A 26,299-nucleotide genomic window follows, 5' to 3' on the forward strand; every position below is an offset into this window, starting at 1 on the left:
GCACGCGATTTCCCCCTTTTTTGTGCGATGATGAGGGGGCGCCTAGCGCGGGATCGTCTGCGAGTCACTCTCAATATCACGACGCCCCGCAATTGATTGCGGTTGTGTTGCAGCCGCGCCGCCGATCTGCTCGGCCGCGACCACCAGCCGCAAGGGGCCGCGCTCGGTCGCGCCAAAGGGATAACAGGTCGTGAGCAGCAGCAGCGGCCGGGTAGGATCGCGCGGATAGGCGAAGCGGTCGTGCCGGACGACCGCGAAGCTCCGGATGCGATATCGCTGCGTGGCACCCGCCACCGGCTGTACCGTCACGACATCGCCGATCTTCGCATCGGCAAGGAAGGCGAAATGGGTGTCGCGATGTGCGGCCAGGATGGTGACGCGACCCTGCGCCTGCGGGGCGGGGAGTGCGGTCGGGCCGAACGCCATCGCCTGGCCCGATCCCCCCGACAGGATCACCTGCCGCACGCCCAGCCGCGGCAGCGCGATGCGGGCGACCGGCGCGGTATCCGCCCACGGCCAGGGCTTGACCGACCGTCCGTCGGCAAGGCTCCGCGTGAACGCGCGGTCGAGCAGGATCTGGGCGGCCCAGGCCTTGGCCGGAATCGTCGCGCTGCGGCCGAGCAGCACCAGTCCGAAAGCGCACAGCGCGAGCAGCGCCAGTTGGAGGACGCGCCCGCAGGCGCGCCCTCCCGTAATGGCAGGAAGCGTGGCGGCGGTCATGCCCGCGCGCTCCGCCGCTGCCAGGCGAGGCCGGCAAGCCCGATCAGCAGCAGCCACAGCCCCTGCAGCATCCCCGCGGCATAGCCGGTTGCGGTCTGCGGCAGCTCCAGCGCCTCGGGCTGGTCCGCCGCCTGACCCTCGGCCGCCGGTGCCGACGGTGCGAGCGCCCCACCGAACAGCGTGTCGAAGTCCCAGCCGGCCGGCAGCAGCAGCGGCAGCTCCTCGCGGGTCAGCCGCGCTCCCTCGGGACGGCTCGGCGTCTCGTCGACCGCGACCAGGCTCGTCTGGCTGGTGACGATGCTGTAGGCGAGGCCGAGCTCGGCCACCGCGGCGTCGGCTGCGGAGTCCTCCATCTCGTTCGCCCAGCGTGCCGCCTCGATCTCGGCGATCCGGCGGTTGGCCCACAGCTTGGCGACCGCGGCGCTGTCGACCGCCTGATCGAGCGCCACCGTTTGCGACCAGGGGCGGTCGCCGATCGTACCCGTGACGGTGAGCGTCCCCGACACCGCCTTGCCGCGGCCCAGCAGCACCAGCGGCTCGCCGGCATAGAGGTCGGGCAGGCGGCGCGGCGTCAGGTCGAGCGGCGCGCCGTCGATGCGGACCTGCAGGTCGCGCACCACCGGTGCCTTCAGCCGGTCGAGCAGCGCGGTCATCTTGGCGGCGACCTCCTCACCGCTGCCGACGTTGGTGTAGGTGCCGCGCCCGGCCTCGGCCATGCGGCGCATCAGGAAGTTGTTCGGCGCCGAGCCGATGCCGACCATGAACACCCGGCTGCGCCCGGCTTTCGCCGCGATCGCCGCCATCATCTCGCGCTCGTTGGACAGGTCGCCGTCGGTGAGGAAGACGATCTGGCGCACGCTGCGGCGATCGGCCGGCGTGGCATCGACCAGCGCCGCCTGAAGCGCGGGCAGCATTTCGGTGCCGCCGTTCGCCTCCAGCCCTTGGGTGAAGCGACGGGCGAGCGCGACCTGGTCGGCGGTGGCGGGAACGCTGCGCTCGAACAGCTGGGTCATCGTGTCGTCGAAGCGGATGACGTTGAACCGGTCCTGCGGGCGCAGCGTGCCGAGCGCGTAGAGCAGGCTGTTCTTGGCCGCCGCCATCGACTCGCCGCCCATCGACCCGCTGTTGTCGATCACGAACACCATCTCGCGCGGCACCACCGTGCCGGGATTGGCTGCGGGCGGGACGATCGACGCCATCAGGTAGGAGTCGCCGTCGGCGACCTCACGGAACAGCCCGACCGTCGGGTCCGCACTCGCCGAGCGCCAGCGCAGCTCGAAATCGCGGTCCGCCGGCACCGTGGCGTCGGCAAGCGTGACGGTGCGCGCCTCCGCGCCGTCCTGCGTCACCGCGACGCGATGATAGGGGCTGACGAGGTTGGCGGGAACGAAGCCCGGCGCGAGCCGGACGGTGATCGAGACCGGATTGAGGTCCTTGCCGAGCGAGGGATGCGCAAGCGGGGCGGTGACCGCATCGGCATCGGCGGTCTTCGCGGCATCGCTCAGCGTGTGCGGCGGGACGTAGCGCGGCCCGACGACCAGCGGCAGCCGCAGCGCGAACTCGCCGCCCAGCTGGCGGACGGGCGCCTGATATTCGATCGCGACCAGCACCGTCTCGCCGGGACCGACGTTGGCGACGCTGTTGCGGAACAGGTTGGGGCGCTCGGATTCCACCAGCCCGGCCTTCTTGCCCTCCTCTTTCGCCTTTTCGTAGATCGCGCGGGCTTCCTCGCGCCGCTTGATCCGGCCGATGATGACGCGCTGGCCGACCACCATCTTGAGGCTGTCGACCGCGCCGTCGTCGGGCAGCGGGTAGAGGTAGGTCGCTTCCATCCACCGGTCGCTGGTGTTGCGGAACGCCTGGGTGATGCGGACGCGTGCGATCTGGCCGCTGACGGTCACGTCCATGTCGGTGCCGAGCCGTACCGCGGGCACCGCCTCGGCAACGCCCTTGCCCGCCAGCATCAGCGTGCCGCTGCCGACCGCATCCGGATCGGCCTCGGCTTCGGAGGCGGCCAGCCGCCCGGCGAGGAACAGCGCGGCGGCGAGGCCGAGCAGCAGGAGAAGCGCCAGCGACACCCGTCGCCGCGCGTGGGAAGAGAGAAGAACCGCGGACATGGCATGGCTCCATCATCGAGGGAGCCTTTCCCCTATGCAGCGCGGGTGCCGCACAGCCACGGGCAATCGGCGGCAGTTTCGGCCGCGGCAGGCGCGTGCGTGCCGAAGCCGGCGGCGCGCTTGACGGCGCGTGCGGATTTGTGCGGAAATGTCCGGCAAGGGGAATGCGATCATGTCGGAACTGCCGGAGGGAGAGGCGCTGCGGACCGCCGACCGGCTGCGCGAAGAGCTCGCGCGGCGCCGCATCTCCCGCCAGGCGGTCGCCGACATGGCGCGGATCAGCCTGTCGACGCTGGAAAAGGCGCTTGCCGGCAGCCGCCCGTTTACGCTGGCGACGATCGTAAGGCTGGAGGAAGCGCTCGGCACCGCGCTGCGCGGCGAGGCGGCGGCCGCGACGCCGCGCGACCAGGCGCCCGACGCGATGGGCGCGTACAGCCGCGCCGCGGTACGCTGGATCGAGCAGGACTATGTTACGTTGCGGCCCAGCTTCGCCACGCCGGGCGCGATCGTCGCCTATCGCACGCGGATCTGCTGGGACGATGCCGCCGGCCACCTACGCTTCGCCGAGAGCGACCGGGCGGACGGCGCCTTCGCCCAAGCCGGCCATGTGTCGATGCCCAACCTGTCGGGGCACACCTATCTGGTCACCAACGAGGCCGGGCAGCACCGGCTCGTCATCCTCGGCCGGCCGACGCGGGAAGGGCGGATGTTCGGCCTGCTGAGCACGCTTCAGGCAGGGCCGGGGTCGCAGCTGGTGCCGGTGGCGAGCCCGATCGCGTTCGTGCCGCAACCACAGCTGGACATCGCCCTAGGCGTTGTCGCTCCGAACAGTCCGGAATTCGACATGTGCGAGGCGATGCTCGACACCGCGACCGCCGACGATTTCTGCCGCTGGCGGGGCGGCGCGACCGGGTGAGAAGGCCTCACGCGTCACCGCAGCGAGGGCTGGGGTGTCCCGCGTGCGGCACGAGATGCCAGCGTTCGCTGGCCTGACGGTTGAGCAAAGATAGGCTCTCAGCCCTCGGGCCTATAGACACGCAGGCGCGGTCAGGATCGGTAGGCCCGTGGCGAAGGTCGCGGCGAGACCGACCAGCCCCAGCGCGGCGGTGGCGCGATCCAGCACGGTCGCACGAGGCCTTCGCAATCGCCAGGCGAGGAGTGCGGCAGCGACCAGCGACACGAACCAGGCACCGGCGAGCGCCCCGTGCTGAACGCTCACGCCGGCGACGATCCGGCGATCCCAGCCGACGGCACAGCCGATACCGTGGAGGCCGTAGAGGAGCGCGAAGGCGGCGGCCCACAGGGTGAGGCCGGCCAGCAGGCGGATCAGGAGCCTCATCGCAGCCACGCCGGGATCGCGACCACGGCGATCGCGACGATCGAGACGGCAGCGGCATGGTCGCTCCACAGCCCGGCGATCCGCGCCTCCATGCTGCGTGCCGCGGACAGGTAGCCGGCCGTAGCGCGCCGCTGCACGAACGCCGTCATCAGCGCGGCGAGCAGCACGTGGAAGAGTGCGTAGCAGACCACCACCGCGCCCGTCGCGGCATAGGCGTGCGAGGTCGGGGCGGGCCAGCGCAGCGCAAGGAACAGGATCAGCCCGATTGCGATCGCCAGCTGTCCGGCCAGGCCGGCGACCAGCCAGCGCCGTGGATCGGCGGCGGCCGCGAGGGCGGCGAGCGAACGGCGGTGCGCGAGCAGCGCCGCAGCGACGCCGATCGCCACGATCAGCGGCTCGCCCAGGCTGGGCTCGGCCCAGCGCGTCGGCGGCCAGGCCGGCGCCACCGTCCAGAGGAAGGCGTAGCCGAACAGCAGCGACACGAACAGCGTCGCGCTGGCGCCGAGCGCGAACAGACTGCCCCACCAGCCGGTGGTGCCGCTCGCCTCGCGGCTGGTCGGCAGGTCGCGGTCCGGCCCTGCCGGCAGCAGGCCGATGTCGTGCCGCGCGCCGTTGTTCCATGCCCAGCGCCAGCCGAGCGTCGCCACGCCGACGAGCGCGAGCGGCGCCAGCGCGTAGAGGCCCGCCAGCATCGCGAGGAAGAAGCCGCCGAGCATCGCTGCGACCGCGATCGGGTGCCAGCTGTTGCCCGGCAGGATCGCGATATGATCGGGCGCCCCGGTCACCATGTTGATGGCGAGCGTTTCGCGCCAGCCGTTGCGCGGCTCCGCCAGCCAGCCCTCGCCGCGCGCCAGCGCGACCGGAAGGTCGGGACGATCGTCGAGCGGATCGCGTTCTGCGACGGTGGGAAGGCTCGCGAAGTTGTAGGCGGGCGCCGGTGTCGGCATCGCCCATTCGAGCGTGCCGGCTTCCCACGGGTTCCGGCCGCTGCGCCGCCCCAGCCACAGCTGCAGGGCGAGATCGATCCCGAACAGCGCGAAGCCGAATGCGAGGACGAAGCTGCCGACCGACGACAGCAGGTTCAGCCCCGTCCAGCCCGCATCGGCCGGATAGGTGTCGACGCGCCGCGGCATGCCGAGCAGGCCGGTGAGGTGCATCAGCAGGAAGGTGGCGTGAAAGCCGACGAAGATCAGCCAGAAAGCGGCGTGGCCCAGCCGGCTGCTGCCGCGCCGTCCGGTGACGTGCGGCAGCCAGTAATAGCCCGCCGCGAGCATCGGGAAGACGAAGCCGCCGACCAGGACGTAGTGGAGGTGGGCGGTGACGAAGGCGGTGTCGTGCGCCTGCGCGTCGAACGGCACGATCGCCAGCATCACGCCGGTGAGGCCGCCGAGCACGAACACGACGAAGAAGCCGAGGAGATAGAGCATCGGCAGGCGCAGCTGCGGCCGGCCGCCCCACAGCGTTCCGATCCAGGCGAAGATCTGTACCGCCGTCGGGATCGCCACCAGCGTCGAGGCGGCGGAGAAAAACCCCAGCGCCATGTGCGGGATGCCGGTGGTGAACATGTGGTGCACCCACAGCCCGAAGCTGAGGAAGGCGAGCGCCATCACCGCCGCGACGATCGCGCCGTATCCGAGGATGCGGGTGCGCGCCATCACCGGCAGGATCGTCGACACCGCGCCCGCCGCCGGCAGGAAGATGATGTACACCTCCGGATGGCCGAACAGCCAGAACAGGTGCTGCCACAACAGCGGCGAGCCGCCGAGTTCGGGCGTGAAGAAGGGCCAGCCGAACGCGCGCTCGATCTCCAGCAGGATCGAGCCGAGGATCAGCGGCGGGAAGCCGACGATCATCATTCCCGCGGTCGCCAGCATGTACCAGGCGAACAGCGGCATCCGGTCGAGCCGCATGCCCGCCGCGCGCAGCCGCAGGATCGACACCGCGAACTCGATCGCCGCGCACATCGCCGAGATCTCGACGAAGGTGATGCCGAGCAGCCAGACGTCCGAATGGATACCCGGCGTCCACTGCTTGCCCGACAGCGGCGGGTAGAGGAACCAGCCGGCGTCGGGGGCGACCCCGGCCAGCATCGCGACGATCAGGATCGTGCCGCCGAACAGATAGCACCACCAGCCGAGCGCCGAGAGCCGGGGGAAGGCGAGGTCGCGCGCGCCCAGCATCTTAGGCAGCAGGTACATCGCCACCCCCTCCAGCATCGGGATGGCGAAGAGGAACATCATGATGCTGCCGTGCATCGTGAACAGCTGGTTGTAGACGTCCGGTCCGACGAAGGCGCTGTGCGGCGTCGCCAGCTGGGCGCGGATCAGCATCGCGAGGATGCCGCCGATCGCGAAGAAGCCGAAGGCGGCAAGCATGAACCGCTTGCCCATGTCGGAATGGTTGACCGAGCACAGCGTCCCGCGCCAGCCCGGCGCGTTCTGCCAGATGGCGGTGAGTTCGCGGTGCAGCCGCAGCGCCTTCATCGTGCCGCTCCCGTCGCTCGTGCCCAGCCGGCGTCGTCGTGCACCACCACCAGGAAATCGTGGCCGGCATGGCCCGGCCCGCAATATTCGGCGCAGACGCCCCGATAGCGGCCGGGCTTCGCCGCGACGATGCGCAGGACGTTGGTCTGGCCCGGGATCGCGTCCATCTTGCCCGCCAGCCGGGGCACCCAGACGCTGTGGATCACGTCGCGCGCGGTGATCGACAGGTCGACGGGGCGGCCGGCGGGGAGGTGGAGTACGTCGCGGGTGGCCGCGGTGCCGCCGGGATAGCGGAAGCGCCACTGATAGCGGCTCGCCTCCACCTCGATACGGAGGGCGCGCGGGTTTGGCGTCGGCAGCAGCCGCGCGCCAAGGACCAGCGCCGTCACCAGCAGCATGGCGAGCACCACCGTCGGCATGGCGAGCCCCAGCCAGCCGATCCACAGCCGGTCGCTCGGTGCCCGCGGTTCCCGTCGCCGGAACGCCAGCGCGAGCAGCACGAACACGAGCCCGGCGAGCACCGCCGCGCCGGCCAGCATTCCCCACCACAGCTGCGCCACCGTCTGCGCATGCGGCCCGGCCGGATCGATCGCCGACAACGGCCCCGCGCACCCGCCGGCTGGCAGCGCCAGCAGGATCGCGTATGGGGAGCGGATCAACCAGGGATTGTCATGGCTACCAAACCGCCCGAGACGCTGAGCGACCCGATCGAGCAACATCCGGGGTTCCACCGCACCGACTCCCGTATCGCGGTCGCCGGCCATCCGCTGCACGCGATGTTCGTCGCCTTCCCGATCGCGCTCACCAGCTGCACGCTGGGGGCGGATGCGCTCTATTGGTGGACCGGCGATCTGTTCTGGGCGCGCGCCGCGCTGTGGGCCGCGGGAATGGCGTTCCTGTTCGGGCTGCTCGCCGGCCTGTCGGGGACGACCGAGCTCCTGTCGGTGCCCGGCATCCGCGTGCGCGCCGCGAGCTGGACGCACTTCCTGATCGCGGTGATGCTGCTCTCGCTGCTGGGGGCGAGCTGGGGCTATCGGCTGACCGGCTACGGCCAGGCGGTGCTGCCCTACGGCATCCTGCTGTCGGGCTTCGCCGTCGCCTTCACCGGGTTCACCGGATGGCACGGCGGCAAGCTGGTGTTCGAATATCAAATCGGGGTCTCGTCGACGGGTAACGGACGGCCGCGCGGCGCGGAGAGCCAGTCGGGCGTCCAGTCTGGTGCCGAGGGCTTGGCGAGCACCAGCACCAGCACCGCGACCATCGTCCCGCCGGCAAGCAGCAGCAACGGCACGGCGGACGGCGGGGTATAGTCGCCGCGGCGTTCGCTCATCAGGATCACGGTGTGGCCGATGACGGCGTGGAACGCGACCAGCACGCCCACCAGCACCAGCTTGGCGAACAGCCAGGGCACGAACACCCCGCGCAGGAAGATGAGGGCGGTGCCGGCCGCGACCGCCACCACCGCCGCCGGCGTGACGACCCGGATGTAGCCATAGTGGCTCACCCGCCGCAGCTCGGCATATTCGGTCTGCTCCTCGCCCTTGCGGTGCTTGGCGAGGATCAGCGGCAGCGCCACCAGTCCGGCGCACCACAGCGCCACCGCGCTCAGGTGGAGCGCCTTCAGCCAGACCAGGATCATGCCGGCTGCATCGCCGCGCGCCAGTGCCGCGCCGCGATCAGCCCCGCCACCACCGCATAGGGCAGCAATCCCGGCACCCACATGACCAATCCGGCGAGCTGCTGGTCGGCGAGCGGCCCGATCCCGAACGGGATCGTGGTGGTCAGATGCGAGGCGTAGAGCGGCCGCGGCGCAAAGGTGAGGAGGGCGCCGAGCAGCCCCATCTGCCCCGCCGACGCGGCGATGCCCGCGAGCGCGAACATGGGAGGCGCGGCGAACGCCGACGCCCAGAACGCCCATGCGGTCGCGAGCAGCGTCGCCTGCATCGCCCAATAGAGGAGGGTGTCCTGCAGCGCCGCGTCGTAGAGCGCCGGCACGTGCCACAGCCACAGCGTCGCGGTGGCGAGCGCGAACGGCGCCGTGATGCCGCGCGGGCGGGGCAGCGGCAGGGCACGCGCCAGCAGCGGCGCGGCGACGGCGACCAGCACGAGATGATGCGCCGCGCGGGCGGAGAACAGCGCGGTGGTCAGCGCGCACAGGGGCGACACGAAGGCGACGACCAGCGCGGCGAGCGCGCCGAATGCTGCCGGGCGTCGCGACGCGGGCAGCCGAAGCGTCGCCACAGCCGCGACCACCAGGATCGCCAGCAGCACGGGATCGGTGTTCCAGCTTGCCGCCCAGTTGGCGGCATCGGGCGGGGGGCCGCAATAGGCGCTGTTCAACCTTCCCGTGCCTCCCTGTTCGCGACCTCGGACGAACCGTTGCAGTTCAATCGTTTGGCCGCCGGCCGATGCTATGCCAACAGCCGGATTGTTACGAACTGTTTCCGTGCGGGCAGCCCGGCCGGGTCAATCCTCCTGCTTCTCCGCTTCGGGCAGGGTAAGGCGGCGTTCGGCGAGGTCGCGGTGGACGGCGGCGCGGACCAGCAGCATCAGCGTCACCGGCGTCGTCATCGTCACGAACAGCCCGATCAGCACCTCCTGCGTCACCGGACGTCCGCCGAGCACCGAAAAGCAGACGATCGAGCCGAGCAGGATCGCGAATCCGCCGACGGTCGCGCCCAGCGTCGGCGCGTGGACGCGGTCGTAGAAGTTTTTCAGCCGGAGCAGGCCGACCGCGCCGATCAGCGTCACGGTCGCGCCGAACAGCAGCAGGAAGCCGGTCAGCGCCGCGGCCCAGAAGGGCAGATCGGGGGCCTGGATCATTCGATCACCTCACCGCGCATCAGGAACTTGGCGAGCGCCACCGTGCTCGCGAAGCCGAGCAGCCCGATGATCAACGCGCCTTCGTAATAGAGCGTGCTGCCGGTCTGCACGCCATAGGTCACGAGCAGCAGCATCGCGACGACGTACAACGTGTCGAGCCCGAGCACGCGGTCCTGCGCGCGGGGGCCCCACAGCACGCGCCAGCCTGCGCAGCCCATCGCCAGCCCCAGCATGATCTGCGCCGCGGTGATCGCATAGGCGAGGAGGAGCACCGTCAAACGAACACCTCCATCAGCAGGCGCTCGTAGCGGCCCTTGATCAGCCGGATCCAATAGTCCTCGTCGGTGAGATCGAGGATGTGGAGCAGCAGCAGGTTGCGTGCCGCATCGTGCTGCACCCACAGCGTGCCGGGCGTGGCGGTGGTGATGATCGCGAGCGTGGCGAGCCCGTGGCGGTTGGTGAGGTCGAGCGGGATACGCAGGAACCCGGCCTTGCGGTTCGCGGGCCGCAGCAGCACGATCCGCCCGACCGCCAGGTTCGATCGGACGATGTCGATCAGGACGATGCCGATCAGCCGAAGCATCGCCCGGCCGAAGCGGATGCGGCCGGGGGTGGGGCGCAGTGCCGCGAAGCCCCGTGCGGCGATCACCGCGACGAGGCTGCCGAGCAGGATCTGCCCGAGGCTGAGGCTCTGCTGGAGCAGCAGCCACATGGCCAGCAGCGCCAGCGTCAGCACGGGATGGGGAAGCAGGCGGCTCATGGCACGATGCCGGTCGCGACGAGATAGTCTGCCGGCGCCGCCAGCGCCGCCGCGGTCGCGTTCATGTAGCGCAGGATCGGACCGGCCCCGATCATCAACCCCAGGCAGAGCGCCAGCAGCAGCCCGATCGGCGTCGCCTCCAGCGCGCGCAGCTGCGGCAGCGGGCGGGCGGACGGCGTCCACAACAGGTCGATCCCCGCCCGGCTCAGCGAGACCAGCGCGGCGAGGCCGGACAGGATGATCAGCGCGATCAGCACCCAGACGCTCGCATCGACGACCCCTTCGCCCTGCAGCAGCGCGGCGATGATCGCGAACTTGGCGATGAACCCAGACAGCGGCGGCAGCCCTGCCAGCAGCAGCGCGCAGAAGATGAAGCCGCCGCCCAGAAGCGCGATCGTGCCGGGAATGACGATGCCGACCTCGTTCTCCTCGTCCGGGAGCGCACCGGTATATTCGTCGTCGAACACCGGCTCGGCAGCGAAGATCTGCTCCTCCTCGGCGTTGCGCTCGACGGGCTCGATGATGAGGTAGAAGGCGCTGACTGCCAGCGTCGAGCTGACGAGGTAGAGCAGCGCGCCCGCGATCACGCCGGCGCGGCCGGTGCCGATCGCCGCGATCAGCGTGCCCGACGAGACGAGAATGTAATAGCCCGCGATGCGGGTGAGCGTGCGCGAGGCGAGGATGCCGATCGTGCCGAAGGCGATCGTCGCCATCCCCGCCCAGAGCAGCGCGTCGCCGGCGAACCCGGCCGCATCGCCCGCCGAGACGCCGAACAGCAACGAGTAGAGCCGGAGCACGACGTAGACGCCAACCTTGCTCATGATGGCGAACGCGGCGGCGACCGGCGGCGCCGCGGCGGCATAGGTGGTCGGCAGCCAGAAGCTGAGCGGCCAGATTCCCGCCTTTACCAGGAAGGCGGTTCCCAGGATCGCCGCACCCGCCTCCAGGATCGCGAGGTCCGCCGCCGGCACCTGCGGCACGCGCACCGCGAGGTCGGCCATGTTGAGCGTGCCGGTGACCGAATAGATCATGCTGACGCCGATCAGGAACAGCAGCGAGGTGGCGACATTGATCGCGATATAGTGGAGGCTGGCGGTGGTGCGCCGCGGCCCCGCGCCGTGGAGCACCAGCCCGTAGGAGGCGGCGAGCAGCACCTCGAAGAACACGAACAGGTTGAACACGTCGCCGGTGAGGAAGGCGCCGTTGACCCCGGCCAGCAGCAACAGGAACAGCGGGTGGAAGCGCGGTCCCAGCCGGTCCCAGCGCGCGAGCGCGTAGAGCAGCGAGGTGAAGCCCAGGCCGCTCGCCAGCAGCACCATCAGCGTCGACAGCCGGTCGGCGACCAGCACGATGCCGAACGGCGCCGGCCAGCCGCCCATGTGGTAGACGCGCGCGCCGGTGCCGTCGGCGCCGCTCACCGAGATCAGCAGCAGGATCGCGACCGCGATCAGCAGGCCGCTGGTGGCGAAGCTCAGGATGCGCTTCAGCGGGCGCCGTCGCTCGTCGAACAGCAGCATCGCCGCGCTGGCGATCAGCGGCAGCAGGATCGGCGCGACGATCAGATGGTCGATCCAGTCGGTCATGCCTCGTCGTCCCGCCCGTCGACATGGTCGGTGCCGGTGAGGCCGCGCACCGCGAGCAGCACGACCAGCAGCAGCGCGGTGGTGGCGAAGGAGATGACGATCGCCGTCAGCACCAGTGCCTGCGGCAGCGGATCGACGTGGCTGGCCGCCGCGGCGGCGACCCCGCGCTCCACCACCGGCGGCGCGTGGGTGCGCAGCCGCCCGGCGGCGAGGATGAACAGGTTCACCGCATAGGAAAGCAGCGACAGGCCGATGATGACCTGGAAGGTGCGCGGGCGCAGCAGCAGCCAGACGCCGGAGCCGACCAGCACGCCGATCGCGAGGGCGAGGACGAGTTCCATCAGGCGTCCTCCTCGATCAGCGGCGGGATCGACGGATCGGGCACGGGCTTCCTTCGCGGGGCGCGGATCGACTGGTGGGCGATCGCGATCAGCACCAGCATGGTCGCGCCGATCACCAGCGTGAACACGCCGATGTCGAACAGGAAGGCGCTGGCCGTCGGGACCTTCCCGATCAACGGCAGGTCGACATAGGTGAAATAGGCGGTGAGGAACGGCTGGCCGAAGACGATCGCGCCCAGCCCGGTCGCGGCGGCGACCAGCAGCCCGGCGCCGATCCAGCGGACCGGGTGCACCTCCAGCCGCGCCTCCACGCGCCGCGTGCCGCGCGCCATATATTGCAGCACGATCGCGATCGACATGGTGATCCCGCCCGCGAAGCCGCCGCCGGGCAGATCGTGGCCGCGCAGCAGCAGATAGAGCGCGAAGACGATGATCGCCGGGAACAGCAGGTCCATGATGACGCGCGGGACGGCGAGATAGTCGCTGAGCGTGTCGCCGACCGCGCGATCCTCGCGCGCTTCGTCGAAGGCGTTCTGGAGCCGCTGCTGCTCGGGCGTCTCGACGCTCTCGCGTGCCGGGCGGAAGCGCCGCAGCAGCGAGAAGACGGTGAGGCCGACGATGCCGAGCACGCTGATCTCGCCCAGCGTGTCGAACGCGCGGAAATCGACGAGGATGACGTTGACCACGTTGGTGCCGCCGCCCTGCGGATAGGCGCGCTCGACGAAGAAGCGCGAGATCGTGTCCGGCAGCGGCCGGGTGAGCATCGCATAGGCGATCAGCGCCATGCCGCTCCCCGCGCCGATCGCCAGCAGCAGGTCGCCGCCGCGGCGGCGGACCACCGACAGCGGCGTCCGCCCGTCGGGCCAGAGTTCGGGAAGCCGCTTTGGCAGCCAGCGCAGCCCCAGCAGCAGGAGGACGATGGTGACGATCTCGACCAGCAGCTGGGTGACCGCCAGGTCGGGCGCCGACAGCCAGACGAAGCTGACGCAGGTGGCGAGGCCGGCGACGCCGACCAGCACCAGCGCGACCAGCCGGTGGTATTTCGCCTGCCACGCCGCACCGAGCGCGCAGACGCCGCCGATCATCCAGATGATGCCGAACACCGGGTCGACCAGCGTCCCCGGCATGTCCCCCAGCGCGTAGCCGAGCCGCGCGAACGGCAGCACGCCGCACAGGACCGCGACCCCCACCAGCAGCCGCAGCTGCACCTGGAGCCGGCGGGTGCCGAGCAGCCGCTCGAGCCGGCGTGCACCCCCGACCATCGCCGCGAGCACCAGTTCGAAGCCGCGGCGTCCCTTCAGGCGGCCGATCACCGGCGGCGCATCCATGCGGTTCAACGCCGAGCGGAGCCGCATGTAGAGCAGCACGCCGGCCGCCAGCGCGATGGTGCTCATCAGCAGCGGCAGGGTGAAGCCGTGCCAGATCGCCAGGCTGTAGACGGGGGTGCGATCGCCCAGCACCGCCTCCACCGCGAACGACAGCACCGGGCCGATGGTGAGCGCGGGCAGCATGCCGACCAGCAGGCAGGCGAGGACCAGCACGCCGACCGGCAGGCGCATCCAGCGCGGCGGCTCTTCTGGCGCGTGCGGCAGGCCCCGTGGCGGCGGACCGAAGAAGGCCTGGTGGATGAAGCGCACCGAATAGAGCACGCTGAACGCGCTCGCGACGGTCGCCAGCACCGGCAGCGCGCGGTCGAGCAGCGTGCCGGTGTGCGCCTCCAGCGCCTCGGCGAGGAACATCTCCTTCGACAGGAAGCCGTTGAGCAGCGGCACGCCCGCCATCGCCGCCGCGGCGACCATCGCCAGCCCCGCGGTGACCGGCATCGCATGGCGCAGCCCGCTCAGCTTGCGCAGGTCGCGCGTGCCCGTCTCGTGATCGATGATGCCGGCGGCCATGAACAGCGACGCCTTGAACGTCGCGTGGTTGGCGGTGTGGAAGATCGCCGCCACCGCCGCCAGCGGGCTGCCGAGCCCGAGCAGCAGCGTGATGAGCCCCAGGTGGCTGATCGTCGAATAGGCGAGCAGTCCCTTCAGGTCGTGCTGGAAGATCGCCGACCACGCGCCGACCAGCAGCGTCGCCAGCCCGACCCCCGACACCAGGAAATACCATTGGTCGGTACCCGCTAGCACCGGCCACAGCAGGGTGAGCACGAAGATGCCCGCCTTCACCAGCGTCGCGGAGTGGAGATAGGCCGACACGGGCGTCGGAGCGGCCATCGCATGCGGCAGCCAGAAATGGAACGGCACCTGCGCGCTCTTGGTGAAGGCGCCGATCAGCACCAGCACCAGCGCGGGCGTATAGAAGGGGCTGGCGCGGACGAGATCGCCCGAGGCGAGCACCCGGTCGACGTCGTAGCTGCCGACGATCCGCCCGATCAGCAGGAAGCCGAGCAGCAGGCACACGCCGCCCGCCGCGGTGACGATCAGCGCCATGCGCGCGCCGTCGCGCGCGCTCTGGTTCTGGTGCCAATAGCCGATCAGCAGGAAGGAGAAGAGGCTGGTGAGCTCCCAGAAGAAGGCAAGCAGCACCAGATTGCCCGACAGCACCAGTCCCAGCATCGACCCCATGAACGCGAGCAGGAAGGCGAAGAAGCGCGGGACCGGATCCTCGCGCGACATGTAGTAGCGCGCGTAGAGCACGACGAGCGCGCCCATCGCCGTCACCAGCAGCGCGAACAGCCATGCCAGCCCGTCGAGGCGCAGCGTCAGGTCGAGCCCGAGCGACGGCAGCCATTCGAGGTGCCACCGCATCGTGCCGGCGTCGCCGAACCGCGTGAACAGCCACAGCAGCAGCGCGACCCCGGCGAGGGCGGCGCCTCCCGCGATCGTGGCGGACGCGGTGCGGGCGTGCGACGGCAGGAAGGCGGCGGCGAGGCTCCCGGCATAGGGGAGGCCAAGCAGGATCAAGAGCAGCCATTCCCCCTGCATCCGCTTGCGACCGTCATCCTCTGGCTTGTGAAACTTCAGCCTTTATGGTTGACTTTAGCCTCAACATGCAAGGTTCTTTGTGGTGGAATTGCTGCCCGAACAATGTCGTGCCGCCCGCGGGCTGCTCAACTGGACCCAGGCGGAGCTCGCCGGCCGCGCGGGCGTGTCGCGCAGCACCGTGCGCGACTTCGAAGGCGAGCGCCACGACCTTCATCGCTCGACCGAGGCGCTGCTGCTGCGCAGCTTCGACGACGCCGGGGTCGAGATGCTCTCCGACACCGGGGTCGGCGTCCGCCTGCGGAAGGCCGCGGCCTGAGGCGTGACAAAATGTTGCTGAGGGCGGCGGGCAGCCGTCGCAGCGAACCACCCTTCCGCTGGGACGTTTAACCGCCGGTGCGATTCGGAAGGGGACCCCGATGAACAGGCTCGATCGTCGCTCGCTTCTCGCCGGCGCCACCGGCATGGCCGGGCTCGCTGCCGCCGCGCCGGCCTTGGCGCAGGACCTCGCCGGCACCGCGCCGTTGCCGAGGAACCCGCCCGGCGGCCGCTGGCGTCCACCCGGCCGCTTCGGGATGGGCGGAACGCAGGTTGGCAGCAACCATTTCTCGACGCCGCTCGAACAGGCGCTCGGCACGCTGAAGGCGGCGTGGGATGCCGGCGTGCGCTATTTCGACACCTCGCCCTGGTACGGGCTGGGCCTGTCGGAGCGACGGTTCGGCGCCTTCTTCGACGACAAGCCGCGCGACAGCTATGTGCTCTCGACGAAGGTCGGGCGCGTGCTGGTGCCCGACGCGGCAGTTGCGGGCACCAAGGTCGGCGGGTGGAAACAGGTGCCGCCGATGCGCCACGAATACGACTATTCCGCCGCCGGTACGCGCCGATCGATCGAGCAGAGCCTCCAGCGGCTGGGCATGGCGCGCATCGACATCGTGTTCGTCCACGACCTGTCGCCCGACAACCGCGACCTCGGCGACGACTGGACCCGCCGGTTCGAGCAGGCCCGCACCGGCGCGTTCCCCGAACTGACGCGCATGCGCGAGGAGGGGCTGATCAAGGCGTGGGGGCTGGGGGTGAACACGCTCCCGCCGGCGCTGCGCGCGTTCGAGGTGGCCGATCCCGATATCATCCTCTCGGCGACGCAATATTCGCTCGCCAAACATCGCGACGCGCTTCGGCAGCTGATGCCGGTCGCGGCCAAGCGCGGCGCGTCGATCGTCGTGGGCGCGCCGCTCAACGACGGCTTCCTCGCCGGCGGCAACCGCTTCAACTACGGTCCGATCCCTGAGGATATGCGGGCCAAGCGCAGCCGCCTCGCCGCACTCGCGCAGGCGCATGGCACGGATTTGAGGACGGCGGCGCTTCACTTCGCCCTGGCGCATCCCACCGTATCGGCAATCATTCCCGGCGCGCGCTCCGCGACGCAGGTCGCCCAGAACGCCGCATCGGTCCGCACCACCGTGCCGGCAGCCTTCTGGGCGGCGTGCAAGGACGAGAAGCTGATCGAGCCGGACGCACCGGTGCCGGCCTGATCCTGGGGTTGGCCGAACACCTACCCAAGTAGAGCGCACCGGCGCTACTTGCGGAGATCGTTGTTCTTGCGTACCAGCGCGCCGTTTCGCGGACGGTTCTTCCGGGCGCGGAACGAAGATCGCGTCGGTGCCTCGAGAGAGGCTTAAAAGGGAATGCGGTGAGGGGAGTGCTTCCCGAAGCCGCGGCTGTCCCTGCAACTGTAAGCGGCGAGCGCGATGCATAGGCTCCTCTCGAGGGAGCGGCCACTGGGCCGGACGGTCGTCCGCGAGGCCTGGGAAGGCATGCATCAAGCGACGACCCGCGAGCCAGGATACCTGCCGGCGTCTGGTCGCTCTTGCTTCGGTCCAGGGGATGGCCGCGGCACGGTGAACTCCGTCTGAGCGACGAACACGCGGCAGGGGCCGCATCGGTTCGTCCGACGGGCGCCGCGGCGTCCGCCCGTAGGCGCGCGCCGACCGTTCGTGTGACGGCACGCCCCCGCCCATCGTCGAGCGACGCCGGGGGGCACAGGAATGGATTTCACTACCGCATCGCGGATCGCGCTCGCGACCGCGCTTTTCACCACCATCGCGAGCGGCGCACACGCGCAGGACGCCGGAGGCGACGACATCGTCGTCGTCGGCCAGAGCCTGGAAGAGACGCTCCCGCAGGAGCTGTCGCGCTACGGCAGCGATCTTGAGACGGTCACCGCCGAGCAGGTGCGCGACCGCGGCAGCGTCGATGTCGCCACCGCGCTGCAGGCGGTGCCGGGCCTGTACGTTATGCCCGGATCGGGCCCGTTTAGCTACGTCGACGTCGCGCTCCAGGGATCGCGCACGCAGGACGTGCTGTGGACGGTCGACGGCATCCGCATCAACAACCGGCTGTACGGCGGAACCTCCCCCAACGACACGCTGCCGGCCAGCATGATCGAGCGCGTCGAGGTGCTGAAGGGCGGCGAGAGCCTGTTCTACGGGACGCAGGCCGCGGCGGGGGTGATCAACGTCGTCACCCGCGGCTTCACCGACGCCTTCGACGGCGAGGTGGCGGGCGCCGTCGACAGCTTCGGCGGCACCGCCATCGACGGCTACGCGCGCGGCAGCATCGGCGCGCATCGCTTCGTCGCCTATGCCTCGCGCAATGAGAGCGAAGGCTACCGCCCGTACAGCGTGATGCAGCCGAGCGCGACCGACCGTCGCCGTGGCTATCGGCTGTGGTCGGTCGGCGGCAAGTACCAGATCGACGTCGCCGCCGACCTGCGCCTCAACCTCCAGTATCAGCATACCGACGCGAAGCTCGACAATCTGTCGCCGGCGCGGACCAACCGCAGCCGCAACGACCGCAACGAGGAGATCGCGAGCGCACGGCTCGACTATACCGGCAGCGACGCCGTCCAGTTCTTCCTGAAGGGCTATTTCCACGACTGGAAGACGGCCTATGTCCAGATCCGCAACCCGGTTCCCGCCGGACCGCCGATCACCGTCTATCCGGAGGGCACCTTCTGGGGCTACCAGGATTACGGCGGCAGCGCCGTGGTCAAGCTCCACCCGCATCGCGGGCTGGAATATCTGGTCGGCTACGACTTCCAGAACTTCAACGGCCGCGACGACGTGCTGCTGATCGGCAAGACCAGCGAGCAGGTCCATGCCGGCATCCTGCAGCTGCGCACCACTGACGAACTGAGCGAGCGCGCCCGGCTGAGCGCGGGGCTGCGCCACAACGAGACCGCCGGCACGAAGAAGACGATCTGGAACGTGAGCGGCCGCGCCGAGCTGACCGACACGCTGTACGTCGAAGGGACGGGGGGCACGTCGTTCGTGCTGCCGGACGCATCGTCGCTCTACGGCATCGACCCGTGTTGCGAGGTCGGCAACCCGAACCTTAAGGCCGAACAGAGCTTCGGCTTCAACCTGACGGCGGGGGGCAGCGTCGCGCTGGGCGTCGCGACGGTCGCGTGGAAGGCCGGCTACTTCCACCGCGACGTGACCGACCTGATCGACGCGACCTACGACGATCCGGCCTTCCCGAACGGCACCTACGTCAACGTCGACGACAAGGTGCGGGTGCGCGGTGCCGAGGCCCAGCTCGACGCGGCGCTCGGTCGCGACTGGCACGTCAACGCCAGCTACACCTATTCACGCGTCCGTAACGAAGGCGCAACGACGCAGCGCGACCGCTCGCCGGCGCAGTTCGCCAAGGGGGCGATCGTCTATGCCCCCGTCGAGCGGCGGTTCGGCGCCAATGTGGCGGTCAGCTGGATCGGCGACGTCTATTCCTCGCCCTCTGGCTTCGCGCGGCAGAACTACGGCAACTACGCGCTGGTCGACCTCGGGGCGCACGTCTTCCTCGACGCCGCGCGGCGCAACCGCTTCGGGATCAACGTCGAGAACCTGACCGGCGAGGATTATGCCACCCGCGGCTTCGGCTCGGCGGCGGCGGACGATGGCGGGCGCTTCCTCTACTTCACCCGCGGCGTCCCGCGGACGCTGCGCGTGCGCTACAGCCTCGGCTTCTGAGGCGGCGATGCCACGCCCCGTCCTGATCCTGCATCGCTGGCTCGGCGTGTTCGTCGGCGCGCTGATGACGCTGTGGTGCCTATCCGGCTTCGTCATGATGTACGTCGACTATCCGCGCCTGGCGCCGGCGGAGCAGGGGCGCGGGCTCGCGCCCCTGCGCCTGCCCGACCGCGCCGCGCTCGCACGGGTCGACCTGCCCGCGGACACGCCGCTCGCGTCGGCGCGGCTGGAGATGCTGGCGGGGCGGCCGGTGCTGCGGATCGTGCCCGCGCTCGATCCGACACGGCCGATCGCCCAGTTGCGCGCGAGCCCCGCCAGCTACGATCTCGCCACCGGCGAGCCGCTCATGCCCCTGCAACCCGACGAGATCCATGCGGTCGCGGCGGACTTCGCGGCACGGACCGGGATCCAGGGGTCGCCCGCGCGGGTGGCGGAGACGGGGATCGACCAGTGGACGGTGCAGACCTTCCAGCGCAACCGGCCGCTCTATCGCGTCAACTTCGCCGATCCGGCCGGCACCGTCCTCTACGTAGCCGGTGCGAGCGGCGAGGCGGTGCAGCGGACGACGCGCTTCCAGCGCTTCTGGGGCTGGCTGGGCGCCGTGCCGCACTGGCTCTACCCGACGCTGCTGCGCCAGGACGGCGCGGCGTGGAGCCAGGTGGTGATCTGGACCTCGCTGGCCGGCTGCTTCCTGACGGGGACGGGCCTGTGGGTCGGCATCGCGCGCCTCCGTCGGCGGCGCGACGGCAGCGTCGGCTCGCCCTACCGCGGACTGTGGTGGTGGCACCATATGGCCGGGCTGTTCTTCGGGGTGCTGACGCTCAGCTGGGTGGCGAGCGGGCTGTTCTCGATGAACCCTTGGGGCTTCCTCGACAGCAGCGCCGGGCCCGCCGAACGCCAGCGGCTGGCGGGCACCGTCCGCTGGGATGCGGTGCGGTCGGGGCTGATGCGAATGGACGCGGTGCCGCCGGGCACCGTCCGGCTGGAGAGCGCATCGCTCGCCGGCACGGCGTTTCTCGTCGCCAAGGACGCGGAGGGGGCGACGACGCGGTTCGGGCCGACCGGCCGGGCCGCGCCGCTCGACCGCGACGAACTCCGTCGCGCGCTGGCCGAGGGTCCGCCGGTCGCGTCGCTCGACCTGCTGCGCGAGGACGACGCCTACCACTATGCGCACAAGCAGCCGGTGACGCTGCCGGTGTGGCGCGCGATCCTCGTCGATCGTGAGGGAACGCGGCTCTACGTCGATCCAGGCAGCGGACAGCTGATCCGCGCGGTCGACCGCAACGCCCGCGGCTTCCGCTGGCTGCAGGACGGACTGCATCGCCTCGACGTCCCCGGTCTTCGCGCCCGGCCGATCTGGGATGCGGTCGTGCTCGTGCTGCTCGCGGGGGTGACGCTGGTCTGCGCCACCGGCACCTGGATGGGCGGCCGCAAGCTCCTGCGCGATCTCCGCAAGGCCCGCGCACGTCGACGGCGGCGGCGGCTCCGACGGCACGCGGAAAAAATTGCCTAGCGGCAGAAACTGCTCCCCCGCGCCCCTCCTATAAGTCGAGGGAGGGGGCGCGCCGCCCCGCCTGAATACGGGGTTTCCCTTGGAGCAGTTGCGTGCACTGGTCGCCCAGCTTGGGCGGCGACGGTTGATGATCATGGGCGGGGTCGCCGCCGCGCTGCTGCTGGCGATGTCGGCACTGGCGCTGCGCGGCGGCTCGTCCGAGATGGCCTTCCTCTACACCGATCTCGATCCGTCGGCGGCGCAGTCGATCGTCGAGAAGCTCAAGAGCCAGAACGTACCGTTCCAGCTGTCCGCCGACGGCACCTCGATCCTGGCGCCGCAGGACAAGCTCGCCAGCCTGCGTATGGACCTGGCCGGCGAGAAGCTGGGCGGCAAGATCGGCTACGACGTGCTCGACGAGGAGGAGCCGTTCGGCGTCTCCGCCAGCCGCGCGAAGATGAACGAGACCCGCGCGATCGAGGGCGAGCTCGCCCGCTCGATCCAGAGCCTCGACGGCGTCCGCAGCGCGCGCGTCCACCTCGTCATGCCCGAGCGCGACATGTTCGCGACCGAAGCGCGCAAGGCGACCGCCGGCGTGACGGTCAAGACCAGCGGGCGCCTGCCGGCCGAGGCGGTGGAGTCGATCCGCTATCTCGTCGCCTCTTCGGTGCCCGAGCTGGCGCCGGAGGCGGTGTCGATCGTCGACCAGACGGGCGCCCTGCTGGCCCGCGCCGGTGAGGCGGGTCAGGCCGGCGCGAGCGGCGCCGACGAGCGTCAGGCCGCGGTCGAGGGCAAGATGCGCGACGAGATCGAGGCGCTGATCGAGCCGATCGTCGGTCAGGGCAAGGTCCGCGCCGAGGTCTCGGCGCAGATCGACCGCGACCAGACCCGCGAGGAGTCCGACGTCTACGATCCCGACAAGCAGGTTGTCGCCCACCAGGTGACGGTCGAGAGCCAGGACCAGAACAGCGAGAACGAAGCCGCCGCGCAGGGCGCCTCCGTCGCCACCCAGCTGCCCGAGAACCAGGGCCAGCCGGCCGGTGCCGCGGGCGGAAACACCCGCAACACCGCGCAGAAGCAGAATTCCGAGGACATCACCTACGACAACAGCCGCACGCACAGCGTCGTGCTGCGTGCGCCTGGCAAGATCACCCGCCTGTCGGTCGCGGTGATGGTCGACGGCGGCGCCAAGGGGCTGCCCCAGGCGCAGGTCCAGCGCATCCAGCGGCTGGTCGAGAACGCCGTGGGGATCGACGCCGAGCGAGGCGACAGCGTGGTGGTCGAGAGCATGGCCTTCGCCGCCGACGACAGCCTGAAGGACGCGGACAGCGGCTTCTTCTCCACCATCACCTCCGGCCAGATCATCGGCCTGCTGCAGCTGCTGGCGATCGGGATCTTCGGGCTGATTGCGCTGCGGATGCTCAAGCCGAAGCTGGCACCCGCCGTGCCGGCGCCGGCCGAGGAGATCCTGCTCAACAGCCAGGATCCGGAGATGCTCGCGCTGGCCGAGCAGGCCGCCGACGGCGACGTCGAGGCGCTGCAGCGGTTGGAGGCGATGCAGCAGGGCCACGCCGACGTGCAGCTGCTCGACCAGGAGATCGCGCTCGCCCAGGTCGATGGCCGCATCAAGGCTTCCGCCCTCAAGCGGATCGGCGATGCCATCACCGCCAGCCCGCCCGAAGCCGCAGCCGTGATCCGCCAGTGGATGAACGCATGATGGACGACAAGATGAACCACGACATCGACCTGCTCACCCCGGATGCCGCCGGCGCCGGCGCTTCGGTCCCGCTGGAGGAGTTCGGCACGCCGGCCGAGGAATCCGAGGGCGAGGGCGGACGCGGGCTGGAGGCGGTCCACGACGTCCAGGTGAAGGTGCGGGCGGTGCTCGGCCGGGCGCGGATGCCGATCGGCCAGCTGCTCCGCCTGAAGACCGGGATGGTCGTCGAGCTCGACCGCCGCGTCGGCGAGCCGGTCGACGTCTACGTCAACGATCGGCTGATCGCACGCGGCGAGGTAGTGATGATCGACAACTCGCTCGGCGTGACGCTCACCGAGATCATCCGGCCGGAACGCTGAGCGATGGACGCCGTCGATCCGATCCGCCTGCTGCTGGTGGGCGTGCCTGAAAAGACCGAATTCCGCATCGCCGCCGGCATGGCGCGCGACGCCGGCGCCGAGGTGATGGTGGCGGACACCGCGCTCCAGGCGTTGGAGATGCTGCGCACCGGCCATGCCGGGCTGGTGATGATCGACGTCGCGCTCGACGTGCCGGCGTTGATGGCGCAGCTGCGCGCCGAACGCTTCGCGGTGCCGGTGCTCGCCTGCGGGATCGACGCCCCAGCCGCGCGGGCGGTGGCCGCGATCCGCGCCGGTGCCCGCGACTATGTGCCGCTGCCGCCGCAGCCCGAGCTGATCGCTGCCGCGCTTACCGCCGCGACCCCCCAGCCGGCGATGGAGCTGGTCGGCGACGACGCCGCGCTGCGTCACGCGGCCGGCTATGCCCGGACGCTGGCGGCAAGCCGCGCGCCGGTGCTGGTGTGCGGCGAGCGCGGCACCGGCAAGAAGCTGATGGCGCGCCAGATCCATGCCGCCTCGGGCCGCAGCGGTTCCTTCCTGGCGGTGGAATGCGCCGGCGTCGCCGCCGACATCGTCGAGGCCGAACTGTTCGGGCAGGAGGCGGGTGCCTTTCCCGGTGCGGTGGCGCGGCGGCACGGCGCCTTGGAAAAAGCGACCAACGGCACGCTGTTCCTGCGCGACGTCGACTGCCTCGCGCCCGGCACCCAGGCCAAGCTGCTTGCCGCCCTGTCGGAGTGCCGCGTTCGCCGGCTGGGCGGGGGCGAGGCGGTGCCGATCGACGCGCGCCTGATCGCCAGCACCAGCCGCAACCTCGACGATCGGGTCCAGCAGGGGAGCTTCCGCGCGGACCTGCTCGCCCGGCTGACGCTGGTGCAGGTGGCGTTGCCGCCGCTGCGCGAGCGCATGGGCGACGTGCCGCTCCTGGTGCGTCACTTCGTCGGCCGGCTGGCGGCGACGCACGGCCTGGCGCCGCGCCCGTTCGGCCCGGAAGCGATGGCGCTGCTGTGCGGCTACGACTGGCCGTGCAACGTCCGCGAGCTGGAGGACCTCGTCCATCGCGCGCTGCTGCTCGCCACCGGCGACAGCGTCGCCCCCGAGGCGATCGTGCTCACCGACGGCTCGCGCATCTTCCTGCCCGCCGCGGCGGAGCCGACGCCCTGTGCGACCGGCCGCACCGAGGTGGAGGCGCTGGTCGGCCGCACGGTCGAGGAGGTCGAGCGCGAGCTGATCCTCCAGACGCTCGAACGCTGTCACGGTAACCGCACCTCGGCGTCGAGCATCCTCGGCATCTCCGTGCGCACCATGCGCAACAAGCTCAAGAGCTTCATCGAGGCGGGCATCCCCGTCGCGCCGGCCGCCTGATCCCAACCCGCCCGACTTTCAGCGCCTGAACCCCTTTTCCCGGACGCCCTGCCATGCCGCCGCAACTGATCTCGCTCTTCCAGCGCATCGGCGCCAACCGCGACATGGCGCTCGCGCTCGGCGTGCTGGCGATCATCGGCATGCTCATCCTGCCGATGCCGGGCTGGATGCTCGATCTGGGCCTGGCGCTGTCGATCACGCTGTCGGTCATGATCCTGATGACGGCGCTGTTCATCGAGAAGCCGCTGCAGCTGTCGGCGTTCCCGACGATCCTGCTGATCGCGACGATGCTGCGGCTGGGCCTGAACCTCGCCTCGACCCGCCTGATCCTGGGCCACGGCCACGAGGGGCCCGACGCCGCCGGCGGCGTGATCGCGGCGTTCGGCGAGTTCCTGATCGGCGGTGAGACGGTGATCGGGCTCACCATCTTCGCGATCCTGATCGTCATCAACTTCGTCGTCATCACCAAGGGCGCCGGCCGCATCGCCGAGGTCGCCGCGCGCTTCAGCCTCGATTCGATGCCCGGCAAGCAGATGGCGATCGATGCCGACCTGTCCGCCGGCATGATCAGCGAGACCCAGGCGCGCGAGCGCCGCGCCGAGGTGGAGGCCGAGAGCGGCTTCTACGGCGCGATGGACGGTGCGTCGAAGTTCGTGAAGGGCGACGCGGTCGCCGGCCTGATGATCACCGCGATTAACGTGCTGGTCGGCCTGATCATGGGCGTGGCGGTGCATGGCGTGCCGTTCGGCGATGCCTTCCACACCTACACGCTGCTGACCGTCGGCGACGGCCTGGTCAGCCAGATTCCGGCGCTGATCGTCTCGACCGCGGCCGGCCTGCTCGTCTCCAAGGGCGGGGTCACCGGCAAGACCGGCGCGGCGCTGGGCGAGCAGCTCGGCCGCTATCCCAAGGCGTTCGGCATGGTCGCGTTTATGATGGGGGCGCTGGCGCTGCTGCCGGGCCTGCCGTTCGCGCCCTTCGCGCTGTTCGCCGTCGCCAGCGGCTTCATCGCCTGGAAGATGAGCAAGCAGGCCGAGGTGCGTGCCGTCGCCGCGCGCCAGGAGGAAGCCGCCGCCGCGGCTGCGGAGGTCGAAACCGAGGAGCCGATCTCGCGCACGCTGGCGATCGACTCGATCCGCATCGAGATCGGTTACGCGCTGCTGCCGATCATCAACGACGCCCAGCGCGAGCCGCGGCTCGACGATCAGGTCCGCGCGCTGCGCCGGCAGATGGCGACGGATTTCGGCTTCGTGCTGCCGTCGGTGCGGATCATCGACAACATGGCGCTCAAGCCGAACGAATATCTCGTCTTCATCAAGGAGACCGAGGCGGCGCGCGGCGAGATCCGGCTCGACCGGCTGCTCGTCATCAACCCGGGTGGCGGCGACGTGGGCATCGCCGGCGAGGCGACGCGCGAGCCGGTGTTCAACCTGCCGGCGCTGTGGATCGACCGCAGCCTGCGCGACGAAGCCGGCTTCCGCGGGCTGACGGTGGTCGACGCGGGAACGATCATCACCACCCACGTCACCGAGCTGGTCAAGGACAACATCGCCGACCTGTTGAGCTACACCGAGACGCAGAAGCTGCTGAACGAGGTGCACAAGGAGTCGGAGAAGCTGGTCGGCGACATCGTGCCGTCCAAGATCTCGATCTCGGGCGTCCAGCGCATCCTCCAGAACCTGCTCGCCGAGGGAATCTCGATCCGCGACATTCCGACGATCCTGGAAGGCATCGCCGAGGCGGCGCCGATCACCGCCAGCCTCACCCAGATGACCGAGCACGTCCGCGGCCGTCTGGCGCGGCAGATCTCGGCGCAGCAGACCCGCGACGGTGCGATCCCGATCGTCACTCTGTCGGGCGAGTGGGACGCGGCCTTCGCCGAGAGCATCGTCGGGCAGGGCGACGACCGCCAGCTGGCGATGGCGCCCTCCAGCCTCCACGCCTTCATCGCGGCGGTGCGCGAGACGCTCGACCGGCTCGCCACGGACGGCGAGATTCCGTGCCTGCTGACCAACCCCTCGATCCGCCCGTTCGTGCGCTCCATCATCGAGCGGGTCCGGCCGTCGACCGTCGTGCTGTCGCAGAACGAAATCCACGCGCGGGCGCGGATCCGGGCGCTGGGGACGATCGGCTGATCCGCCGCAACGCGTGCGGCCGTCCTATAATGAAGAGGGCCCCGCACCAGGAAACACACGCCGAATGTCGATCGCCGCAACCGCCAACCCGCTGACGCCGCCCGCGCCCGCTGCAT

22 protein-coding genes, 1 pseudogene and 1 riboswitch are annotated in these 26,299 nt (G+C 70.5%); of the genes and pseudogenes, 10 read left to right on the plus strand and 13 right to left on the minus strand.

The window, feature by feature from the left end; all coding sequences use genetic code 11:
- Positions 1-42 precede the first annotated feature (42 nt).
- Together ACBY01_RS04140 and ACBY01_RS04145 are read right to left on the minus strand one after the other, a co-directional pair.
- Positions 43-720, minus strand: a complete 678-nt coding sequence (locus ACBY01_RS04140; protein WP_416459507.1) for a class GN sortase — start codon at positions 718-720, stop codon at positions 43-45.
- A complete protein-coding gene (locus ACBY01_RS04145) occupies positions 717-2,837 on the minus strand; it encodes a marine proteobacterial sortase target protein (protein WP_416459508.1) in 2,121 nt (706 codons plus the stop codon). The genes ACBY01_RS04140 and ACBY01_RS04145 overlap by 4 nt, the downstream gene beginning before the upstream one ends.
- A 148-nt stretch (positions 2,838-2,985) precedes the next feature.
- Between ACBY01_RS04145 and ACBY01_RS04150 the strand changes: the two genes are divergently transcribed.
- Positions 2,986-3,753: a helix-turn-helix domain-containing protein gene (locus ACBY01_RS04150; RefSeq protein ID WP_416459509.1), complete on the plus strand. Its 768-nt coding sequence runs from the start codon at positions 2,986-2,988 to the stop codon at positions 3,751-3,753.
- Positions 3,754-3,864: 111 nt separating this feature from the next.
- On the opposite strand, the gene ACBY01_RS04155 is transcribed toward ACBY01_RS04150, so the two are convergent.
- From ACBY01_RS04155 to coxB, 3 genes are read right to left on the minus strand one after another with little or no spacing between them, the layout of a single operon-like run.
- Positions 3,865-4,176 (minus strand): hypothetical protein, encoded by a 312-nt coding sequence (locus ACBY01_RS04155; protein ID WP_416459510.1) that lies wholly within the window; start codon positions 4,174-4,176, stop codon positions 3,865-3,867.
- On the minus strand, positions 4,173-6,659 hold the full coding sequence (gene ctaD, locus ACBY01_RS04160) for a cytochrome c oxidase subunit I (protein WP_416459511.1): 2,487 nt from the start codon (positions 6,657-6,659) through the stop codon (positions 4,173-4,175). The genes ACBY01_RS04155 and ctaD overlap by 4 nt, the downstream gene beginning before the upstream one ends.
- Positions 6,656-7,318: a cytochrome c oxidase subunit II gene (gene coxB / locus ACBY01_RS04165; protein WP_416459512.1), complete on the minus strand. Its 663-nt coding sequence runs from the start codon at positions 7,316-7,318 to the stop codon at positions 6,656-6,658. The genes ctaD and coxB overlap by 4 nt, the downstream gene beginning before the upstream one ends.
- 117 nt (positions 7,319-7,435) lie before the next feature.
- On the opposite strand from coxB, the pseudogene ACBY01_RS04170 reads away from it, so the two are divergent.
- Positions 7,436-7,762: pseudogene (locus ACBY01_RS04170) on the plus strand (DUF2231 domain-containing protein); the annotation flags it as partial.
- A gap of 44 nt (positions 7,763-7,806) precedes the next feature.
- On the opposite strand, the gene ACBY01_RS04175 reads toward ACBY01_RS04170, so the two are convergent.
- The 8 genes from ACBY01_RS04175 to ACBY01_RS04210 all read right to left on the minus strand — a co-directional run bounded on the left by ACBY01_RS04175 (position 7,807) and on the right by ACBY01_RS04210 (position 15,072).
- A complete protein-coding gene (locus ACBY01_RS04175) occupies positions 7,807-8,298 on the minus strand; it encodes a CopD family protein (RefSeq protein WP_416459513.1) in 492 nt (163 codons plus the stop codon).
- Entirely contained in the window at positions 8,295-8,999 is a 705-nt protein-coding gene (locus ACBY01_RS04180; RefSeq protein ID WP_416459514.1) for a cytochrome c oxidase assembly protein, read from the minus strand. Before ACBY01_RS04180 ends, ACBY01_RS04175 begins: the two co-directional genes overlap by 4 nt.
- A gap of 126 nt (positions 9,000-9,125) precedes the next feature.
- Positions 9,126-9,482 carry a monovalent cation/H(+) antiporter subunit G gene (mnhG, locus tag ACBY01_RS04185; protein WP_416459515.1) on the minus strand — a complete coding sequence of 119 codons (357 nt, stop codon included), beginning with the start codon at positions 9,480-9,482 and terminating at the stop codon, positions 9,126-9,128.
- Positions 9,479-9,754, minus strand: a complete 276-nt coding sequence (locus ACBY01_RS04190; protein WP_416459611.1) for a K+/H+ antiporter subunit F — start codon at positions 9,752-9,754, stop codon at positions 9,479-9,481. The genes mnhG and ACBY01_RS04190 overlap by 4 nt, the downstream gene beginning before the upstream one ends.
- 2 nt (positions 9,755-9,756) lie before the next feature.
- Positions 9,757-10,242 carry a Na+/H+ antiporter subunit E gene (locus tag ACBY01_RS04195; RefSeq protein WP_416459516.1) on the minus strand — a complete coding sequence of 162 codons (486 nt, stop codon included), beginning with the start codon at positions 10,240-10,242 and terminating at the stop codon, positions 9,757-9,759.
- Positions 10,239-11,825: a monovalent cation/H+ antiporter subunit D gene (locus tag ACBY01_RS04200; protein ID WP_416459517.1), complete on the minus strand. Its 1,587-nt coding sequence runs from the start codon at positions 11,823-11,825 to the stop codon at positions 10,239-10,241. The genes ACBY01_RS04195 and ACBY01_RS04200 overlap by 4 nt, the downstream gene beginning before the upstream one ends.
- A complete protein-coding gene (locus ACBY01_RS04205; protein ID WP_416459518.1) occupies positions 11,822-12,166 on the minus strand; it encodes a Na+/H+ antiporter subunit C in 345 nt (114 codons plus the stop codon). Before ACBY01_RS04205 ends, ACBY01_RS04200 begins: the two co-directional genes overlap by 4 nt.
- On the minus strand, positions 12,166-15,072 hold the full coding sequence (locus ACBY01_RS04210; protein ID WP_416459519.1) for a monovalent cation/H+ antiporter subunit A: 2,907 nt from the start codon (positions 15,070-15,072) through the stop codon (positions 12,166-12,168). The genes ACBY01_RS04205 and ACBY01_RS04210 overlap by 1 nt, the downstream gene beginning before the upstream one ends.
- Positions 15,073-15,175: 103 nt before the next feature.
- On the opposite strand from ACBY01_RS04210, the gene ACBY01_RS04215 reads away from it, so the two are divergent.
- The 8 genes from ACBY01_RS04215 to flhA all read left to right on the plus strand — a co-directional run bounded on the left by ACBY01_RS04215 (position 15,176) and on the right by flhA (position 26,183).
- Positions 15,176-15,409, plus strand: coding sequence for a helix-turn-helix transcriptional regulator (locus tag ACBY01_RS04215; protein ID WP_416459520.1), 234 nt, complete (start codon positions 15,176-15,178; stop codon positions 15,407-15,409).
- 100 nt (positions 15,410-15,509) lie between these two features.
- Positions 15,510-16,622, plus strand: a complete 1,113-nt coding sequence (locus ACBY01_RS04220) for an aldo/keto reductase (RefSeq protein WP_416459521.1) — start codon at positions 15,510-15,512, stop codon at positions 16,620-16,622.
- A 108-nt stretch (positions 16,623-16,730) separates the two neighbouring features.
- A riboswitch (cobalamin riboswitch) is annotated at positions 16,731-16,959 on the plus strand.
- Between the two features lie 176 nt (positions 16,960-17,135).
- Positions 17,136-19,118 carry a TonB-dependent receptor plug domain-containing protein gene (locus tag ACBY01_RS04225; RefSeq protein WP_416459522.1) on the plus strand — a complete coding sequence of 661 codons (1,983 nt, stop codon included), beginning with the start codon at positions 17,136-17,138 and terminating at the stop codon, positions 19,116-19,118.
- Positions 19,119-19,125: 7 nt separating this feature from the next.
- On the plus strand, positions 19,126-20,631 hold the full coding sequence (locus tag ACBY01_RS04230; RefSeq protein ID WP_416459523.1) for a peptidase: 1,506 nt from the start codon (positions 19,126-19,128) through the stop codon (positions 20,629-20,631).
- Between the two features lie 127 nt (positions 20,632-20,758).
- Complete coding sequence (gene fliF, locus ACBY01_RS04235; RefSeq protein ID WP_416459612.1) at positions 20,759-22,327, plus strand: flagellar basal-body MS-ring/collar protein FliF; 1,569 nt, start codon at positions 20,759-20,761, stop codon at positions 22,325-22,327.
- Positions 22,324-22,686 carry a flagellar motor switch protein FliN gene (gene fliN, locus ACBY01_RS04240; RefSeq protein WP_416459524.1) on the plus strand — a complete coding sequence of 121 codons (363 nt, stop codon included), beginning with the start codon at positions 22,324-22,326 and terminating at the stop codon, positions 22,684-22,686. Before fliF ends, fliN begins: the two co-directional genes overlap by 4 nt.
- A gap of 3 nt (positions 22,687-22,689) precedes the next feature.
- A complete protein-coding gene (locus ACBY01_RS04245) occupies positions 22,690-24,048 on the plus strand; it encodes a sigma-54-dependent transcriptional regulator (protein ID WP_416459525.1) in 1,359 nt (452 codons plus the stop codon).
- A gap of 53 nt (positions 24,049-24,101) precedes the next feature.
- Positions 24,102-26,183, plus strand: a complete 2,082-nt coding sequence (gene flhA, locus ACBY01_RS04250; RefSeq protein WP_416459526.1) for a flagellar biosynthesis protein FlhA — start codon at positions 24,102-24,104, stop codon at positions 26,181-26,183.
- Positions 26,184-26,299 lie beyond the last annotated feature (116 nt).

Source organism: Sphingomonas mangrovi (assembly GCF_047975845.1).
Taxonomy (GTDB): domain Bacteria; phylum Pseudomonadota; class Alphaproteobacteria; order Sphingomonadales; family Sphingomonadaceae; genus Sphingomonas.

Coding starts and splice junctions, on each gene's coding strand:
- ACBY01_RS04140 (WP_416459507.1), bottom strand. CDS start 720: ATGACCGCCGCCACGCTTCCTGCCATTACGGGAGGGCGCGCCTGCGGG.
- ACBY01_RS04145 (WP_416459508.1), bottom strand. CDS start 2,837: ATGTCCGCGGTTCTTCTCTCTTCCCACGCGCGGCGACGGGTGTCGCTG.
- ACBY01_RS04150 (WP_416459509.1), top strand. CDS start 2,986: ATGTCCGGCAAGGGGAATGCGATCATGTCGGAACTGCCGGAGGGAGAG.
- ACBY01_RS04155 (WP_416459510.1), bottom strand. CDS start 4,176: ATGAGGCTCCTGATCCGCCTGCTGGCCGGCCTCACCCTGTGGGCCGCC.
- ctaD (WP_416459511.1), bottom strand. CDS start 6,659: ATGAAGGCGCTGCGGCTGCACCGCGAACTCACCGCCATCTGGCAGAAC.
- ACBY01_RS04175 (WP_416459513.1), bottom strand. CDS start 8,298: ATGATCCTGGTCTGGCTGAAGGCGCTCCACCTGAGCGCGGTGGCGCTG.
- mnhG (WP_416459515.1), bottom strand. CDS start 9,482: ATGATCCAGGCCCCCGATCTGCCCTTCTGGGCCGCGGCGCTGACCGGC.
- ACBY01_RS04195 (WP_416459516.1), bottom strand. CDS start 10,242: ATGAGCCGCCTGCTTCCCCATCCCGTGCTGACGCTGGCGCTGCTGGCC.
- ACBY01_RS04200 (WP_416459517.1), bottom strand. CDS start 11,825: ATGACCGACTGGATCGACCATCTGATCGTCGCGCCGATCCTGCTGCCG.
- ACBY01_RS04205 (WP_416459518.1), bottom strand. CDS start 12,166: ATGGAACTCGTCCTCGCCCTCGCGATCGGCGTGCTGGTCGGCTCCGGC.
- ACBY01_RS04220 (WP_416459521.1), top strand. CDS start 15,510: ATGAACAGGCTCGATCGTCGCTCGCTTCTCGCCGGCGCCACCGGCATG.
- ACBY01_RS04225 (WP_416459522.1), top strand. CDS start 17,136: ATGGATTTCACTACCGCATCGCGGATCGCGCTCGCGACCGCGCTTTTC.
- ACBY01_RS04230 (WP_416459523.1), top strand. CDS start 19,126: ATGCCACGCCCCGTCCTGATCCTGCATCGCTGGCTCGGCGTGTTCGTC.
- fliF (WP_416459612.1), top strand. CDS start 20,759: ATGATCATGGGCGGGGTCGCCGCCGCGCTGCTGCTGGCGATGTCGGCA.
- fliN (WP_416459524.1), top strand. CDS start 22,324: ATGATGGACGACAAGATGAACCACGACATCGACCTGCTCACCCCGGAT.
- ACBY01_RS04245 (WP_416459525.1), top strand. CDS start 22,690: ATGGACGCCGTCGATCCGATCCGCCTGCTGCTGGTGGGCGTGCCTGAA.
- flhA (WP_416459526.1), top strand. CDS start 24,102: ATGCCGCCGCAACTGATCTCGCTCTTCCAGCGCATCGGCGCCAACCGC.